The sequence below is a fragment of the Burkholderia sp. Ac-20344 genome (genome assembly GCF_017104975.1).
Classification (GTDB): domain Bacteria; phylum Pseudomonadota; class Gammaproteobacteria; order Burkholderiales; family Burkholderiaceae; genus Burkholderia.
The window spans coordinates 1-16,917 of the sequence record NZ_JAAGPP010000126.1; the positions used below are offsets into that span (position 1 = coordinate 1).

The 16,917-nt window shown below is 56.7% G+C and carries 13 protein-coding genes and 1 pseudogene; 1 reads left to right on the forward strand and 13 read right to left on the reverse strand.

Translation table 11 applies throughout. The annotated features are described in order from the left end of the window. Window positions 1-68 precede the first annotated feature (68 nt). From G3N64_RS29875 to G3N64_RS29920, 10 genes are all read right to left on the reverse strand, one after another. On the reverse strand, window positions 69-827 hold the full coding sequence (locus G3N64_RS29875; protein WP_205787327.1) for a transporter substrate-binding domain-containing protein: 759 nt from the start codon (window positions 825-827) through the stop codon (window positions 69-71). Between the two features lie 47 nt (window positions 828-874). After that, entirely contained in the window at window positions 875-1,801 is a 927-nt protein-coding gene (locus tag G3N64_RS29880; RefSeq protein WP_205787329.1) for an aminotransferase class IV, read from the reverse strand. Window positions 1,802-1,829: 28 nt separating this feature from the next. After that, entirely contained in the window at window positions 1,830-2,618 is a 789-nt protein-coding gene (locus G3N64_RS29885) for an amino acid ABC transporter ATP-binding protein (RefSeq protein ID WP_241021281.1), read from the reverse strand. 82 nt (window positions 2,619-2,700) lie between these two features. Beyond that, complete coding sequence (gene pruA / locus G3N64_RS29890) at window positions 2,701-4,308, reverse strand: L-glutamate gamma-semialdehyde dehydrogenase (RefSeq protein WP_205787331.1); 1,608 nt, start codon at window positions 4,306-4,308, stop codon at window positions 2,701-2,703. A 65-nt stretch (window positions 4,309-4,373) separates the two neighbouring features. Further along, complete coding sequence (locus tag G3N64_RS29895; protein ID WP_205787332.1) at window positions 4,374-5,099, reverse strand: GntR family transcriptional regulator; 726 nt, start codon at window positions 5,097-5,099, stop codon at window positions 4,374-4,376. 867 nt (window positions 5,100-5,966) lie between these two features. Continuing rightward, the gene (locus G3N64_RS29900; RefSeq protein ID WP_205787333.1) at window positions 5,967-7,247 is read right to left on the reverse strand and encodes an MFS transporter; all 1,281 of its coding nucleotides are present in this window, start codon (window positions 7,245-7,247) and stop codon (window positions 5,967-5,969) included. Between the two features lie 198 nt (window positions 7,248-7,445). Beyond that, window positions 7,446-8,642, reverse strand: a complete 1,197-nt coding sequence (locus G3N64_RS29905; RefSeq protein WP_205787334.1) for a cytochrome P450 — start codon at window positions 8,640-8,642, stop codon at window positions 7,446-7,448. Window positions 8,643-8,652: 10 nt separating this feature from the next. Next, a complete protein-coding gene (locus G3N64_RS29910) occupies window positions 8,653-9,108 on the reverse strand; it encodes a flavodoxin domain-containing protein (RefSeq protein WP_048985697.1) in 456 nt (151 codons plus the stop codon). A gap of 24 nt (window positions 9,109-9,132) precedes the next feature. Continuing rightward, entirely contained in the window at window positions 9,133-10,386 is a 1,254-nt protein-coding gene (locus G3N64_RS29915; RefSeq protein WP_205787335.1) for a hypothetical protein, read from the reverse strand. A 104-nt stretch (window positions 10,387-10,490) separates the two neighbouring features. Continuing rightward, window positions 10,491-11,990, reverse strand: a complete 1,500-nt coding sequence (locus G3N64_RS29920; protein WP_205787336.1) for an APC family permease — start codon at window positions 11,988-11,990, stop codon at window positions 10,491-10,493. Between the two features lie 422 nt (window positions 11,991-12,412). Here G3N64_RS29920 and G3N64_RS29925 point away from each other — a divergent pair, with 422 nt between their 5' ends. Next, window positions 12,413-13,111 carry a LuxR C-terminal-related transcriptional regulator gene (locus G3N64_RS29925; RefSeq protein ID WP_205787337.1) on the forward strand — a complete coding sequence of 233 codons (699 nt, stop codon included), beginning with the start codon at window positions 12,413-12,415 and terminating at the stop codon, window positions 13,109-13,111. 753 nt (window positions 13,112-13,864) lie between these two features. Here the strand turns inward: G3N64_RS29925 and G3N64_RS29930 are convergent. The 3 genes and pseudogenes from G3N64_RS29930 to G3N64_RS29940 form a co-directional block, all read right to left on the reverse strand. Continuing rightward, window positions 13,865-14,083 (reverse strand): annotated as a pseudogene (locus tag G3N64_RS29930) (transposase); the annotation flags it as partial. A gap of 85 nt (window positions 14,084-14,168) precedes the next feature. Next, a complete protein-coding gene (locus G3N64_RS29935) occupies window positions 14,169-15,497 on the reverse strand; it encodes a hypothetical protein (protein WP_205787338.1) in 1,329 nt (442 codons plus the stop codon). A gap of 106 nt (window positions 15,498-15,603) precedes the next feature. Continuing rightward, the gene (locus G3N64_RS29940; protein WP_062885823.1) at window positions 15,604-16,728 is read right to left on the reverse strand and encodes a porin; all 1,125 of its coding nucleotides are present in this window, start codon (window positions 16,726-16,728) and stop codon (window positions 15,604-15,606) included. Window positions 16,729-16,917 lie beyond the last annotated feature (189 nt).

Consider the following 16,917-nt stretch of genomic DNA (forward strand, 5'->3'; position numbering starts at 1 on the left):
TATCCACAATTCGTCATCAACGATCGGCGCTTGCATTCCTCATGATCCCGTTGCTCAGATGCTTGAGGTTAACAGGTCGCCGGCGAAGTTAACAGCCCCTCGAGGGTCTTTTTGAACTGGCCTCTTAAGGCTGGGTCGTCCTTGCGGATACCTGCGCTCGTCGGCAACGCATTTACGGGCGTAGGCACCACCAGTGTTCCCTTGTGAATGTGCGAGTACGCAATTACGAGGACCGGGTGATAGAAGACGATTGCATCGACGCGTCCAGCCATGAAGGCCGCAACCGTCTCGTCGGTGTTGGCGAAGCGCTCGATATGTGCCTTCGTCAAGGCCTTAGTGACGGCGAGGTCCGGAGAACTGCCCAGCGTAGTTCCCACCTTGACATCCGGCTTGTTGAGGTCATCCCAGGTCTTTGCATTCAGACCGGGGCGCTCCAGAGCTGCGAGCTTGTACCAGAGCAGCGGATTGGTCGGAAAGTCCGCCGCCTTCTTGCGCTCTTCGGTCGCATCGAGGACAAACATGGCGTCAATCTGATTCGCCTGCAGTGCAGCAACGGAATTACCCCAGGTAGTCTCTACCGGCACCAGCTTCGCGCCGAGGTCCTTGGCAATACGCTCGCCGACGCCGACGCCCACGCCGCTCCACTGGCCAGTGAGCGGGTCCTTGAAGTACCATGGGTCGCCCGGTGCAACGCCAATCCGGAACTGCTTGCTCTGCTTGATTTGGTCAAGCGTCGAAGTCGCTGCGTGAGCGACGAGCGAGGACGATAGTGCTGCAGCGAGTGCCACGTTAAGAAGGACACCGCCGATACGGAAGGACTTTTTCACGTTGTTCTCCAGATTGAGATTGTGCCGTGCGTGAGTTGAACTGTTGTTCAGCTTTCGATGTACTTCTTGTAGAGTTCCGCGACTCGCGCGGTCGCGACGCCGGGTGCCTGGCCGTTGCCGATGACCTTTCCGTCGATGCGCGTGACCGGAGTGATGCCGCCAAGCGTGCCGGTCACGAAGGCTTCGTCGGCCGTGTAGACCTCAGCGAGCGTGTAATCGCCAACAAACAATTCCATGTTCGCTTCCTTGGCCAGACGCATGACAGTCTTACGTGTGATGCCATTGAAGTTGTACCGGCCGCTCGAGGTCCACAGCGCGCCGTTGCGGACGATAAAGAAATTGGTCGAGTTGCAGCTTGCGACGAAGCCGTTCGGGTCGAGCATCAGCGCCTCGTCGGCGCCAGCGTTGATGGCCTGAATCAGCGCCTGGATGAAGTTCAGGCGGCTGTGGGAGTTCAGGCGCAGGTCGAAAACATCCGGGCCGCTACAACGGAAGGTCGACGTGTGAAGCGAGAGCCCCTTTTTCTTGCTCTCAGGGTCGATAACCTTATATTCAGCGACAACGACGATGCTTGCGGTGCCGAGCGCGAAGCGCGGGTCCTGGTTCGGCGTGGACTTCTTGCCGCGCGTGCACATCAGCCGGATGTGCGCACCATCTTCCATGCCGTTTTTCGTCAGGGTTTCCCACAGCAACGCCTTGAGTTCTTCCTTGGTCAGCCCTAGGTCGAGCTCGATGGACTTGGCGCCATCAAAGAGCCGGTTCACGTGCTCGTTGAGTGCAACCAGTTTGCCCTTCACGAGTCTGATGCCTTCCCAGACACCATCACCAAGAACGAAGCCGCTGTCGAAAATCGACACGACGGCCTTGTTCTTCGGTACGAATTCTCCGTTGACGTAGACGAGCACGTCTTCATTTCGCGCATCCGGCATGTAGCTCTGCGAGCTCGTCTTGGAAAGGGTACGTTCTTGCTGCATGATGAGTCCTGTGTATGTATGTCTCTAGTCAGAAACTGAATGCGGAGAATCGCTCGAGAAACTTCTGAGTGCGTTCGCGTTGCGGGTTTTTCAGCACCTCCTGTGGCGTGCCGACTTCGTGAAACACGCCATCAGCAAAGAAGATGACCTTGTTCGCGAAGTGATACGCAAAGCCGAGTTCGTGCGTTACCAGCAGCATCGTTCGTCCCTCGTCCGCCAGTTCGTTGATGACATTCAGCACCTCACCAACGAGTTCCGGGTCGAGTGATGAAGTCGGCTCGTCGAAGAGCAGAACTTCTGGCTCCATCGCGAGTGCACGGGCAATCGCTACACGCTGCTGCTGACCGCCTGACAGGCGACCCGGATAAACATCGACTTTCTGGCTCAGGCCAACCTTCTCGATTTGGCGCATAGCCTTCTCCCGCGCTTCAGCAGCCGGGGCTTTCTTGACGCGAGTAAGCCCCTCCATGACGTTCTGCAACACCGTCATGTGAGGAAAGAGGTTGAACTGTTGGAACACCATGCCAACACGTCGCCGTACGTTGCACAGCTCCCCTTCGCTGTAGCGCATCTCGACTTCACTCTGCGCATTGGTGCCTTTGTTTTTTCCTATGAGCTTGCCGTCCAGGCTTATCTGCCCGGCAGACGGGATTTCCATGAAGTTCAGGCAGCGCAGCATCGTGCTTTTGCCCGAGCCGCTTGAGCCGACGATTGCGATGCGGTCACCCTTGTTGACCTGAAGGTCGACACCCCGTAAGACGTGCAACTCGCCGAACCGCTTGTGCAGCCCCTTGATGTCGATGATTGGTGTTGTCATTACAGTTGCCTTCTTTTCCAGTTGGGGTCCGCCTTCGTCGAGCTGTTCGAGCGTTCGCATGTTCATCTCCAGGGCGCGCCTCTCAGGCCATATACGGATATTTGTAGGACTTCGCGGCGACCGACGTTTCCTTGATGGTTCGCGGCGAGGTCCAGCGCAGCAGGTTCAAATACGAACCAGCTTTGTCATTTGTGCCGCTGCGCCGCGCGCCACCAAACGGTTGCTGGCCGACGACGGCACCAGTCGGCTTGTCGTTGATATAGAAGTTGCCCGCTGCATACCGGAGCGACGAGCGCGCTTCATGAACAGCCTTGCGGTCACGGGCAAAGATGGAACCCGTCAGGCCGTAGCCACTTGTCCCGTCGACCCGTTGCAGGACGTCCTGCCATTTCGAATCATCGTAGACATATACACTCAGAACAGGGCCGAAAAGTTCTTCGCGCATGGTGACGTACGACGGGTCATTCACTTCAATGACCGTCGGCTCGATGAAGTACCCGACCGAGTCATCGCACTTTCCGCCGCAGAGCACGGTCGCGTTCGAAGAGTTTTTTGCCTGTTCGATATGCTTTTGGATGCGGTCAAACGCACGGCGGTCAATCACTGCACCCATGAAATTGCTGAAGTCCTCGACGTCGCCCATGCCGATGGTTTCGATTGCCGACAGCAGGTGGTCCTTGACGCCCGGCCAAAGCGAGGCAGGGATGTATGCCCGCGATGCTGCGCTGCACTTTTGTCCTTGGTACTCGAACGCGCCGCGCAATAGTGCGGTACTCAGTTCGGCGATATCTGCGGAAGCGTGGGCAAGTATGAAGTCCTTGCCACCGGTTTCGCCGACCAGACGCGGATAACTGCGATAGGTCGAGAGGTTCTTCGCCGATTCGAGCCACAGCGAATCAAGCACAGCGGTCGACCCCGTGAAGTGCAGCCCCGCGAAGTCCGGATGGGCGAGCAACGTGTTCGAAATGGCGGTAGGCGAACCCGGCACGAAGTTGATAACGCCCGGCGGCAGACCAGCCTCCTCGAGAAGTTGCATAAAGAGGTAATTCGAGAGCGACGCGGTCGCTGCCGGCTTCCAGATAACTGTGTTGCCCATGATGGCCGGGGCCGTCGCCAGGTTGCCGCCGATTGCAGTGAAGTTGAACGGCGTGACGGCGTAGACGAAACCTTCGAGCGGGCGATATTCGATACTGTTGCGCACGCCCACAGGCGAGATGGGCTGGTTTGCGTAGACCTGTTCAGCAAACGCGACGTTGAATCGCAGGAAGTCGATGAGCTCACATGCTGAATCGATTTCAGCCTGGAAACACGTCTTGCTCTGGCCGAGCATCGTGGCTGCATTCAGACGTTGGCGCCATGGGCCGGCGAGGAGGTCCGCAGCACGCAGGAAAACGTGGGCCCGGTCTTCGAACGACCAGTTGCTCCAGTCGCGATGGGCAACCTGGGCCGCATCCACGGCAGTCGCGAGTTGCGCACTGGACGCGTGGCTCAGTCTGGCGAGCACCTTGCTATGGTTGTGCGGCTGTGTGACGGTCGCGGCATCTTCGCAGTACAGCTTCTTGCCGCCTGCAACCACCGGAATATCTATAGTCTCGGCCGACTGGCGTGCCAGTTCGGCTTCCAGCGCCATACGCTCAGCAGAACCGCGGGTGTAGTTCAGCACGGTTTCGTTGACAGCATCGAAATTCAATTTCGGACTCCATATAAAATTACTTGTGACCGCGGCGGTGCGCGGCCACAATCAGTTCGCTGTAATCAGGCTGCCTTTGCCTTGGCCTGTTTCAGGGAAGCAAGCACATTCGTCAGACCGCGTTGCATGTGGTCGGAGATTTCCGCCTTCAAGGCATTCAGGTCGTCGCCTTGGGCAAGAGCAACATAGTCGTCGTGAGCGTCTGTACGTGCCCCCTTACGGCCGTGTACTTCCTGCTGGAGTGCCCAATACAGTTGCAGGCGCCCGGACAAGCCACGCCACATCGTCATGAGCAGTTCGTTGTCGCAATACTCGAAGACGGTGCCGTGCAGCTCCAGCTCTGTGCGGATGGCTTCAATCTTGGACTCCGACGCAATGGCGTCGAGCAGTACCTGCTTGCGGTTCTCGAGCTCGCGCCGGAACGCTTCGGTTCTGCGAGGCCACAGGCTTTCGAACGCAAAGGTCTCGAGGACACAGCGCATCGAATAAAGCTCTTCAAGGCCGCGCACGGTCAGGCTCTGAACGTAGTAGCCAGCAAAGGGCTTGGCGACCAGCAGCCCCTCTTCGACAAGAGCGCAGATGGCCTCGCGTAGCGGTGCGCGGCTCACGCCCAGCATTTGGGCGACCCGGGACTCGACCAGCTTGGTTCCCGGCTCGAATTCGCGCTCGAGGATGGCGGTGCGCAGTCGCTCACCGACCTCGTCGCGCAACAGCGTTCTCGGCTTTACAGGAAGAATTGCCACAAAAAGCTCCAATTTTGAGGGGACATCGATGCAGTCGTCTGTCGACAATCTGCGTTCGTATTGACCCCTCAGTTTGCGCTATCGCCGCCTGACGGCTGTCGACAATCGTGACGCGAACTTCCAGTACCCGGGGTCGCCGACCGACCAAAATCGCCGTCTGACGGCTGTCGACAATTCGCAGACCCATCTCTCTGCGCTTTGGTCACTGGTGTATCGTGTCACGGAATCGCCACGAGTTCTACCGGAAAAAATAAATTTGTTTCCCCAGTAGAACCTGCCCCCGATAACAACCGGAACAGGTCTGAGGAAAGTGCAACCCGGTAGTACCGTGAATTTCTGTTTCGCGTATGGTGGCCGAGTTCGGGCGCGCCTGGCATTAGGGCTATATGCAAGTGCCTGAGGGCGTGCGGCATCGCGTGTATCCGTTGCCCACTTGCCTGCCGAAGAAAATGAAGACAGCGTTTCGCGGCTCATCTTCATTTCCAACGGCATCAGCAACCAAAAAATTCTCGACTCCTTCAAGCGCTTTTTTGCAGCAAAGTCGACGTTCAACGGGCTTCCTGGCTCAGCGCTGTAGCCGTATCAACAGCAACCTCTTGGTAAGCGAATCATTCGGATCGAAAGATCATACTTAACAATAAAATCATTAGCTTAGATTGAGATGTGGCGGATTTTTTGCGAATCTCGGCCGTCCCTCAGGCTTCGCTTCGAACCGTGATGGTCTTTCAACGCTGCACGTGTTCGTGACTCAATGACTTTCATAACGGTCACGATGGCGGCGAGTTCGTATTCCCCGATCGCGGCAAGTACGTCCTGCCCGGTTGCGGTGTGGCCGCCGGGTCGCACGATCCCATCAACTCCAGACCGCGATCTGAAGCGGGAAAAGGGTAGGCGAATCGTTGGATTAGATGGCGGTCATTCAGAGACTGGGGGGCTATCTCGATGTGACGAGTCAGGATGTTGGCCGACTAGGGGTCTACCCGTAGCAGGCAAAATCGCCAGCTGCCCGCACGATGGGGCTTTCAGTGTGCATAGGGTCACCAACCCGAGCACGGAGGAAATACACCCGATAGAGAAATCTGCTCGTATGCCCATATGATCGACGATCAGCCCACCCACGGCGGACCCAATCGCGATGGCGACTTGAACAACGCAAATGAAGAGCGCCGAACCGACTTCGGGGCAGTCAGCGGCATCGTGCTGAGTCCAGATGCTGAAGCACAACGGGATTGCACCGAACGCTACGCCCCAGAGCGACAATGCTGCGGCCTCGCCGATTCGCGCGTGATCCAGTACCACCATCAGCAACAATGCGAAGAACAGCAGAGCCGTCGCGATCGCGGTGGCGACTTTCACGTGGCCATCCATCACCGCCGAAAGCGTCACGTTCGACATGAAGCCGACAATACCAAACACCATCAGCAGGCTTGAAATCTCCGATACCGAAAAGTCCTCTTCGAGACGAGGTTCCAGGTACGTATAGGTGGAAAAATGCGCGCCGAATACGAACGCCACCATCATCAGGCTCAGACGCACGTGCGGCCGGCGCAGCAGCGAAATGAAGTCCTGAACGCCCACGGTGGTTTCAGCTGTCAGCTTCGGCACGAAGGCGACCTGCGCAAAAAGCGCTACCGTTGCGAGGACACCGGTCGCAACGAACGATTCCCGCCAGGACGCGAGCGTAGCGATCAGTGTCCCGAGCGGCACACCAATGACAGTAGCCGATGCAACCCCGCCCAGGATGCATGCGATAGCACGCGCCGTATCCCGGGCTTGCACCATGCGCCCCGCCGCTGCGGTCGCGAGCGTCCAGAATCCTCCCAATGCGATCCCCAACAGTGCCCTGCCGGCAAGCATCGTCGTGAAGTTCGTCGAGTACGCACTGACGAAGCTTGAGCACGTCAGCAATCCGGTTAATATCAAAAGTATGTACCTGCGATCCCATTTTCCAGCAACAACCACCGAGGTCGGCGCGGCCAAGGCAGCCATCACACCGGGCAAAGTCATCATCAAGCCTGCCGTCCCGGACGTGACATGCAGATCCAGAGCGATGTGCGCCAGAAGGCCGACCGGTAGAAATTCGCAAGTGACGAACGCAAATGCGCTGACCGCGACGGCAAATACGGCGAACCATTGATGTCGTGAGGTTGGGACATCACCGGGAAACTTCCCGGACGAGCTGCTATTGGAAGGCATGCTATCGGAGCGTGGATGTGGAATGATGGAAGCAACGGACGATACGGTCGACAGCGTGCGCCTGACGACACCGAGCGGGTCGCCGATAGCGGAATGAAGGGAGCGCCCCGAGCAGTTGTTGCTCGCGAGACGCTCCTGAGCGCTAATCCGGAATACCCCCGATCAGCGAGCATCCCCCGATTCGCGCCCTTGGTCGCTTCAGGAAAAGCGCAACGGCAAAGTCAAATAGTTGCGAATGCGATCGTCGTGCTGAACCGCGGGAGAGCCGGCGAGCTCCACGCGTGAATAGCGTTCCGCTATGGCTGACAAGATCACCTCGATCTCGACGCGGCTGATCAATTGCCCCGCGCAGCTGTGTGTTCCGATGCCGAACGACAGCATCTGGCTTTCACGCATCGAACGAGTATGGTCGAATGTGTTCGGATCCTCGAACACATCAGGATCCCGATTGACTGCCGCAGTCATGAAGCGAATGATGCTATTTTCCGGGATCACCGTGCCTCTGATCGTAACCGCGGCTTTGTTGTACCGAGTGAAGGACATCTCTGGCGGATACAGACGCAAGAATTCGTTGATCATCGCCTGGCGGCTTTCGCTATCGGCTTTGTAGAGGTCGAAGAGTTCAGGCTCGCGCGTGAAATGCTCCAACGTCGACGCGAGCACGTAAGCCGGATTAGGTGCACCGGAGAAGAAAAAATTGACCATGGCCTGGACGACTTCAGCCTCGGATAGTTCGCCTCGCGCTTGTGCCTCGATTAGTGCGTCCGCAAGACCGTTTCCAGGATTTCGGCGCTTCTCGGCAACAAACGCATTGCACCGGTCGAACAGATACTTGAAGCCCTCTACCGCATCGTCCAGCTGCGCCTTCGTTGAAGCCGGAGACTGAGCCATGACAATACGCAACCCGTTCTCTATCACACCTTCGATGTCATCTTCCGGTATGTCGAAGATGCGGCACATCGTGACGTGAGTGGGTACGACACAAATAGTGTGATGGGCCTCGACAATGCCATCTTGCGCGATATTGTCCAGCGCGTCGCTCACAAGCGCCTTTGTATGCTTCGCCCACTCCGCGACCATCTTCGGCGTGAACCACTTGTTGAAGTGCCGCCGCAATAGCGTCTGCCGTGGCGGGTCGTAGAACAGCACACTTTCCTTGAACACGTGCCACGGATGGGGTTTCACCCAGTTCGGCTCCTCCATGCTCATCGCCGGATGCTTGGCAAACTCCACATAGTCGGAATACTTCGAGACGACGAACTCACGTTCGCTAATCCGATACACCGGTGCCTCGCGTTGCAATCGCTCATACCACGGATACGGGTTGTCGCGAAACGCGAGGTCCGCCCACGGAAGGTAAGGATCGTTCATTAAATCGCCCGTTTGATTTTTCATCGAAACCACCTTATTTGCCCAAAATCGAAAGGATGCCTTGGGACCATGCCACCGCCACCTGGTTTGCAGGCATGCCTTTCGATGCATTGTGTCGTCCCGTTTCGCCAATTTGCGTGGCACCGCACGAAGCGAGCATCTCAGTCAATAGATCGATTGCACGGTTGTAATTCTCGTAGCTGGAATCCCCGAGCCCAAACGCGGCAAATCTCATCGAAGCCAGATCGGGACGCTTCGCGACGAGCGCGCGATAGAACGGCTCGGTCGTCTCCGGCATATCGCCCTCGCCGTACGTAGAAGTAACAACGATCGCGAAACTGACAGCCTCCAGTTCGTCCACTGCTTGATCCGCCATCGATTTGACGACGCTCGGCATATCTTTCTCGGCGAAGCACATTGCAATATCATCGGCAACCATCTCTGCGTTACCGCTCTCCGTGCCAAACAGAATCAGAATTGATGCATTCATTTCTTTTTGCTCATATTTAGACGATTACCCCACGCTCACGGCCTGCCTTGCCACTTCCAGCAGGCGCCTGCGATCTGCAATTTTCTTGCGGAGCCTGTTCGGCCCCGCCGCATCCCGTTCATACCGGTCCACCTCCAGCCAGCCGGCGTAATTCACGAAATCGGCTGGAAACTGGTCTCCGAGCGCGGCCAGTCCAGGCCGGCCGATCGGCAGCGCTCCGTCTTGCACCATCGCAACGATCTGCGCGGCCACTGCTTGTGCGTCTCTGCGATTCGCGGCAACCCCGCCCTTTCCGCCGTTCTTCGCCCAACCGACCTCAAATACATTCAACGCACGCCACGGCCCGCATCGCGCGCCGATATCGCCGACCTCGTTCGTAAAACCAATCGCAGTAACGATCGTATCGACGTGAAAACTCACGATACCTTCCGCTTTCGAGTGTCCGCGCAAAACGCTTTTCGTCAGCAGTGCGTCGACCTGCACCGGCGTACATTCGAAGTGGAAAACAATTTCCACCAGCGGTTTGGCATATACGATGCGCCTCGCGGCATTCCGCAGCACTTGTGCCTTTTCGCTCTGATCGTCGTCCGAAAGACCCGATGCAGATACCTTTACATGTCCCAGATCACAGAGTTCACGCAGCATGGCAAGGTCAAATTTCGCGTCGCCTGCGCTAGATCTTCCGACGAGATGAATCCGCTCGAGATGATTCGAGCGAAGCATCGATAGCCGCTCGTCGTCGATATCGGAGTTATCGAATTGCTCGATGCGTTTGGCCAGCAACCGGGCAACGTCTATGGCGACGTTCCCGTGCCCGACAATCGCCAACGATTCACCCAAGGAGCAAAATCGCCCTCTGTCATGGGGCAACCGAGGCTCGGGATAGCCGTTCAGCGCCCGCAGTATTTCGCCTGCCCCAACGACGTTTGCTTTCGGGTGTTGTGGAACCGGAAGAACCGAATCCGTTGCCAAGCCAGTCGCGAGCGCCACAATGTCGAAACTCTCTGTCAATCGCTCAAACGACAGGTCTTTTCCGATAGTTACATTCCCGAAAAAATTGACCCCATCGCGTCTAAACAGACGATCGAACTGCATCGCCACGGATTTCGAACCCTGATGATCGGCCGCGATGCCGTAACGCAACAGACCGAATGGTACCGGCTCCGATTCAAACACCGACACTGCAGAATCCGGCCAAACCTTTATCAACGACTGAGTCAGGTAGCACCCGGACGGTCCGCTTCCCACAACGGCAATGGATGGATTAATGATGCGCATGAACGTACCTGGACTGGTCTCTTGAAACGGAGATGAATCGGATGCCGAGTTGCTTCGCGACTGAAGCCGAAGCTATCGAGATTCACATCCGAAGCATGGATATGTCATTGGGTGACGGCGAGAACGGCCTCGTCGTCCGTGCCACCATCTCGCGGCTCGACGTCAGGATTGCGCCCCAACCGCCGGAACACTTCCGGCTTGGCCTTCCTGAAATAAACGGCCAATGCCATCCCGAAAATCTGCACTGCGCACAGGCTATAGAGCATCCACGTGCTTTGGCCTGGTTCGCCGCCAACGAGAAGCTCGAAGTGCTTGCCAACGAGGACGACGAGCGCAACGAACAGGACTGCGGAGATGCCGGGCGCAACACACGCCTTGAAAACGCCTGCACCGATGAACCGTCCCTCGCGGAAATACCAGACGAGACATGAGACATTCACGACGGTCATAAGGATCAGTCCTCCTGCGGTACCGACGCCAGACAGTCGACCGTAAAGCAATTCCGGTTGGGCCCCGGTCACGATGAACGGCAGAAGAACAAGCAGCGTCAGCGTCGAAACCGTGATGGACGAGCGGTGCGGTGACAAATGCTTCGGATGGATCGCACTCAGGTACTGCGGAAATGCGCCGTCGATGCCGAGGTTGTGAAGATAACGCGTCAGCACGTTATGAATGGACAAGCTGGATGCAAACGCCGAGGTCAAAACCAGGATCGCAACCGGCGTGCGCATCCGCGCACTGACGAATTTGTCGAAGGCATTCTGAAACATGGTGGCGGGCGATTGCGTTGCGACGGAGATTACGTCGTGTCCATACACGCGAATCAGTGCATATGCGCAGAACGTATACAACAGACCGATGAAGATAACTGCACCATAAGTTGCTCGCGGAATGGTTCTATCCGGGTCGCGCACCTCATCACGGAACAATGCTGTCGCCTCGAACCCCATAAAGAAAGAGACGGCAAACAGCATGGCAAACGGGCTGTTCGCGTTGAACAATCCGGATGGGGAAAAAATGGCGTTCGGCGGCAAGTCGCTTGGGGGATTGCTGCCAATAACTCCAGTGCAGAACGCGATGCAAACGATGACTTCGGCGACCATTACCCACGTCAGGAACTTCGCGGATACTTCGATGTGCAGATATCCGAAAATCGCGATGGCAAGCCAACATGCGAGCGTAAAGTAGTACCAGGGGAATGCCCATCCCGTGAGCGTCCGCTGCAGATCAGCGGACGCAACGCCAAAATACGCCGGAACACCGGCAAGGATGATGAAGTACGTAATCGTGGCGAGCAATCCGGCTCCAAGCCCGGCACTCTTGCCCAAGCCATGCGTGATGAATGCGTAGAAGTCGCCTGGTCGCTTCGCAGCATGGTTGAGTGTCAGATATCCCAGCGAGAACAGCATCAGCAGAACCATCGTCGCGATGAAGATGGTAGGGCTGGCTGCACCGCCATACATCAACGCGACCGGCACATATCCCGACACGGTCGTGAGAGGAGCCGAAAAAGCCAGAACACTCAGCGCAAGACCAAATGCGCCCATATTCCCGGTAAGTTTATTTCCCTTCTTTGCAATCGCCCTGTAACCGCTTGTCTTCATTCGAGCCACCTCTTTTCTGTGCGCGGCTCTCTCGGTATCGCACTGTGATGCGCGTACCGCAGAACCCGTTGACTTGGTAGCCGAACTATATTCAGCGAATTTCCGGCCAACATCCTCCGAAAGTATCTATGCGTCGCTTCAAGATGGAGCGCCGATCGCACGTGGTGCGCCATGCACGACCAACGTGCAATGACGCGCTTCCAGATCGTGCGTCTACCTCTACGGCACCCTGGCACTTGGCCGGATTCGTCGCCACCGTCGCCATATACGAGAGCGTGTGACCCGCCAGTCGCCTTGGTTCGGTTCTTGCTTCCTATCGTTGAACATCGCGCTAGCAGCCTTTTCGCGTAGGCCGCCAACGTTCCAGCCTCCGTCAGACAGGTTCGGAAAAGGATCCTTTGTCTATTCCACTTGGATAAACCATGCGATATCACCTGAACGACGATTGCAAGGACTTCGCCAAGCGGACCATTGCGTTTTCCCAAACCCTTCTGGAATCGTCTGCCGCAATCTTTACCTGGATTGACGCTACCCAGAAGATCCCACCGTGCACAGAACACGGCCTCGGCGACGTGATGATTCGCGACTATTACCGAAACTTCAGAGAGTTCGATCCGATCTCCCCCGACTTCCTTTTATCAAACAGATCTTCGGTCGTTACTCTAAGAAAGATCGCAGACAATAGATTTAGAGATTGCCACATCCCATACGCACATTTTATGGCGCGGTACGGGTTCGTGGACGAGGCCGCCTTTGTCTTTTGGCAGGACAACCGAGCCATCGCTTTTCTCAATGTTCTAAAAGGCAGACACGACAAGACGCTCGACAATGAATCCGTACTCCAGGAAATGCATAGCTATATCCAGTACAACCTGCTTGGATTGGATTCAATAAAAACCCATCGACGCAATCGAAAACTCACCGAGCACCATCTATTGACAGCCCGCGAGCTAGCGATCGCCAACTTGATTGCGAGTGGACTTTCCAACAAGGAGATTTGCCACGAATGCCAGATCGAGCTGGTGACGGTCAAAACGCACGTGGGAAGGGTGCTGGCAAAGCTCGGATTGAATACGCGGTCACAAGTCGCGTCATTTCTGCACTCGATAACCGCAGATTGACCGTTGCAGTTCCGCCTCGTGGCAGCGAAGTCCGATGCGTGAGGTCGATTGCAGTTCAGTTGGAGGCGGGGCGAACCAACGCCGCCCTCAACCAGGCCGTCGAAACGATTTGCACCCCGCTCCAGGCACCATACGAACGCACGCGGCCCGCTGAGCCTGCAAGCTTTCGCAATACCATCAGCTCGACACGCTATGGTTCGACAGCTTCGTCAAAGGTACAGACAAGAGATCGGGTCCGACTTGGCACGTTCAGTGGCGTTTCCACCGCGTACTCTGGCGGTGGCCGCTTCCATGCCGTGATCTGACGTTGGACCTTTTTTTATTTTCGACTACGCTCGGCCGGACTCTGCTCTCCATTCCGCGCGTCGAAACGCAGGTGCGCAACCACTTGCCCGAGGCTGTAGTACGTAACCAATCTGTCTCGGTCTGACTCAATGTTACGGATTCCAGCATCAGAATCCGTCTGACAAGCAGAGACCTCTGCTGAGTCAATCGGATGACGGCTATGCAGCGATCGCAGGAATATCTTTCGCATGACTCGGTTCCCTGTTGAGTCCACTACTGAGGTCTGCGCGCCAACCCGACGTTGAAGCGCAGAGGTGGTTACGATCGACAAAGCGTGAAGCATCATGATCTGTTCAAGTCGAACGGCGGATCGCTCGACGCCAATCACAACGACATCGGAACGACGACCCAGGCGACGTGGACGATCTACACATCGTCTCTAGCGATACCCGATGCCCTTTGCTTGGCCAAGGCTTCCGCCAATAGCTTCCTTAGTCGATCATTCTCGCCCTCAAGGTACTTCAACCTTTGCAATTCAACGCCGTCGTTGCCACCAAACTTCGCCCGCCAGGAGTAGAAGGAGGTATCGCTGAAACCGTACGTCCTGCACAGATACTGGACCGCCTCGCCAGCTTCGGCCTCTCTCAAGAAGCCGATGATTTGCTCGTCCGTAAAGCGCTTCCGCATTCTCAAACCTTCCTCGAAAGTGACCTTTGCTGGCGTCAGGTAGCCTAGCGCTCCAGAGAACAGGTCCGTTTCTCACGTGGCCCCTCTAACTTGAGGCAGCATGTGACGACAGTTCCCTTCGTCGATTGCAGTAAGATTCGATACCAACAAAGAGGATCACCTGGACAAGCACCGACACCGGTGTCGCCCACTGGTACAACGATGGGAAGAGCGATGCGTTACCGATGCACACTCCACATAGGGTTGCGATCAGGCATGAGCTCAATCCCGTCCATCGCCAGTTCTTGATCACTTGAGACATGACATCAGGCACATCTCGGGATCGTCCAACCCAGAACTGATCGACGAGAAGCAACGTGACGAAGCAAGCCATGGACATACCGATATAGTTCAGGGCACTCGCGAGCAAGTGCGTACCATCTGAAATCAGCACAGTGGCCGCAACCGCGCAGAAAGCAACGATGACGACTCTTCTGCTGACGGAAACGCCAAATAGATGCTCGAGTGCGTTGACGAAGGCAACGGTGCCTGAGTAGATGTTTCCGAGATTGATTCTGAGCTGCGTCGTACACGCGAAAATGATCCCCCCCGCACCCAGCAACGAAACGAAATAGACGCCAGGATTGCTTTCCCGCATCTGGACAGCGAACCAGATCCCCAAGATCCCGGTGATCCCATAACAGAACGCAGGAAACAACGCGCCGACAAACACGGTCCCTGCTCGGAGTTCTCGTTTTCGCACAAATCTTGCATAGTCGGCCGTCACGAGACCAATGATGAAGGCGAGACCGTTAACTATGCCCAATACTTCAAGCAGGCTGGTGAAGGGGGCTGCCGCAAGCCGAATCTCCGGGAGCGGAGCGCCAGCCACGGGAACATCAAGCGCGTTTCTTATCGCCCACACAACAAACACAACGAACAGCACCAGACTCATCGTCTGGAATCTTGCAAGGACCTTCATACCCGACCACACGAGCGGCAACATGACGAAGACAAGGCAGATGTATATCAACGCATGAGGAGCTTCCGGAAAGAGAGCCTGCAACGAAGCCCCCATGATGCTGGCTTCTGCGACGAAGTAAGTGAGGCAGGCCACTCCGTAAGCTAGGCTGAACAATCCCGCTCCACGATACCCGAGCACTGTTCTGGCCCAGATATTGATGCCAAACCCTGTCTGGATGGATCGACGAACGAGCAGCATACCGACGAATGTCGAAACGCAGTATCCGTAGGCCAGTCCGATCAGCGCTGCTGCTACGCCAAACCTCACGGTAATGATCGACGCAATCTGAGCAAAGAAAAGCGCGGTCGCAATACCTAACGTAGCGAAAAATATGCCCTTCCAGCCGGTCCTTGCATCTTCAGGAACCGGACTGGACGCGTAATCGTCATCGGAGTGAGTTGATGCCGGCATACAGAAATCCGAATACCTTCATGTCAGGGAAAGGAGCAACGCGGCGACACGGAACTCACGAAGGAATCGCCCTCGTATCGGTCCGCGGCGCCTCATACAGATTGCTTCAGAACTTGTGCCGCAGGCCGACGGCTACAACTTCCTGAGTACCTTTGCCCGCCGCAATTCCGTACGACCCGATGGAAGCCTCGGCGGCGCCTTGCCCGTTCTGCCCGCTTGCATGCTGATACCCTGCGAGCGCATAGACGTCGGTGCGCTTGCTCAAGCTGTAGTCGGCCCCGATATTCACCTGGTGGTACTTGGCAGACGAATCCCCCAGTGCGCGCGTGTAGTTGTAGCCGGCGATGAGCAGGAACGCAGGCGTCACCTGATACTGGGCAAAGACCGAACCGTTGTGATACTTCTCCGACCCCGTGAACGTCGATGCCGAATCGGCCGAATACTGGGCATAGCCATACGCCGCGCCCACCGTGAACGGGCCCGCAACGTAATTGGCACCGATCCGGGCGATATTGATCGACCGGGCTGACGCATAAGCCGCATTTACCGGCGAATTGAACAGCGAGTCGGACGAGGAGGTGCCGCGATTGCCCAACGTTGCGTTGCCGTTGTCGATGTGGAGAACGCCGCCGCCGACGCTAAACGACGTGCTTTGATAGCCAACTGCTGCGCTCCACGTCTGCCCCGACCCCGTGGATCCGGCGACGCCACCGAGCGCATACATGACCTCGGCCGAAACACCGCCCCACGACGGACTCACCCATTTCACGGCGTTGTTGAATCGAGCACTCGAATCGTAATTGTCGACGTCACCCGGCGTAGCGAACCAGCCGCTGTAGACATCAGCGGTCAACTGCTGTTCGAGATCGGTCAGCGGATCGTACTGACGACCGAGCGTCAGGGTGCCGTACTGGCTCGAAATGCCCACGAACGCTTGTCGGCTGAACAACTTTCCCGGTGTCGCAAGTGCGCCGTTCGTGCCGTCAAAGCCGCTCTCTACTGTAAAGATGGCCGAGAGCCCGCCACCCAGATCCTCCGTTCCCTTCAATCCCCACAGGGAAGCCGAAAGATTGCTGGGCAACATCCTCACTTGCGAACTCTGCCCGCCGCTGTTGTGTACATAGCCCACACCCGTGTCGACGATCCCATAGAGCGTTACGGAACTTTGCGCCTTTGCTTGCGAGTACGCTACGATGCTCAGTGCGGCGACTGCAATGATTTTCTTGTTCATCCCCCCCCCAAATCACCAAAGTTAATTTCACTAGGAATACTTACTAAATTAACCATCGAATTTATTCGATGCCTGCCGTTTCCATCTCAAGATCGAAGATCTCTCATCGGGCATAGTGCAGCGCCCGCGACGCACTGACATCGCTCGGCAGCATGCGGCGGGCGCTCCATACCCGTTCGAACTGGGCGA

Excerpts from the sequence above, each read along its gene's own strand:
- G3N64_RS29880 (WP_205787329.1), bottom strand. The coding sequence starts at position 1,801 with ATGCAGCAAGAACGTACCCTTTCCAAGACGAGCTCGCAGAGCTACATG.
- G3N64_RS29885 (WP_241021281.1), bottom strand. The coding sequence starts at position 2,618 with ATGACAACACCAATCATCGACATCAAGGGGCTGCACAAGCGGTTCGGC.
- G3N64_RS29900 (WP_205787333.1), bottom strand. The coding sequence starts at position 7,247 with ATGCCTTCCAATAGCAGCTCGTCCGGGAAGTTTCCCGGTGATGTCCCA.
- G3N64_RS29905 (WP_205787334.1), bottom strand. The coding sequence starts at position 8,642 with ATGAAAAATCAAACGGGCGATTTAATGAACGATCCTTACCTTCCGTGG.
- G3N64_RS29910 (WP_048985697.1), bottom strand. The coding sequence starts at position 9,108 with ATGAATGCATCAATTCTGATTCTGTTTGGCACGGAGAGCGGTAACGCA.
- G3N64_RS29915 (WP_205787335.1), bottom strand. The coding sequence starts at position 10,386 with ATGCGCATCATTAATCCATCCATTGCCGTTGTGGGAAGCGGACCGTCC.
- G3N64_RS29920 (WP_205787336.1), bottom strand. The coding sequence starts at position 11,990 with ATGAAGACAAGCGGTTACAGGGCGATTGCAAAGAAGGGAAATAAACTT.
- G3N64_RS29925 (WP_205787337.1), top strand. The coding sequence starts at position 12,413 with ATGCGATATCACCTGAACGACGATTGCAAGGACTTCGCCAAGCGGACC.
- G3N64_RS29935 (WP_205787338.1), bottom strand. The coding sequence starts at position 15,497 with ATGCCGGCATCAACTCACTCCGATGACGATTACGCGTCCAGTCCGGTT.
- G3N64_RS29940 (WP_062885823.1), bottom strand. The coding sequence starts at position 16,728 with ATGAACAAGAAAATCATTGCAGTCGCCGCACTGAGCATCGTAGCGTAC.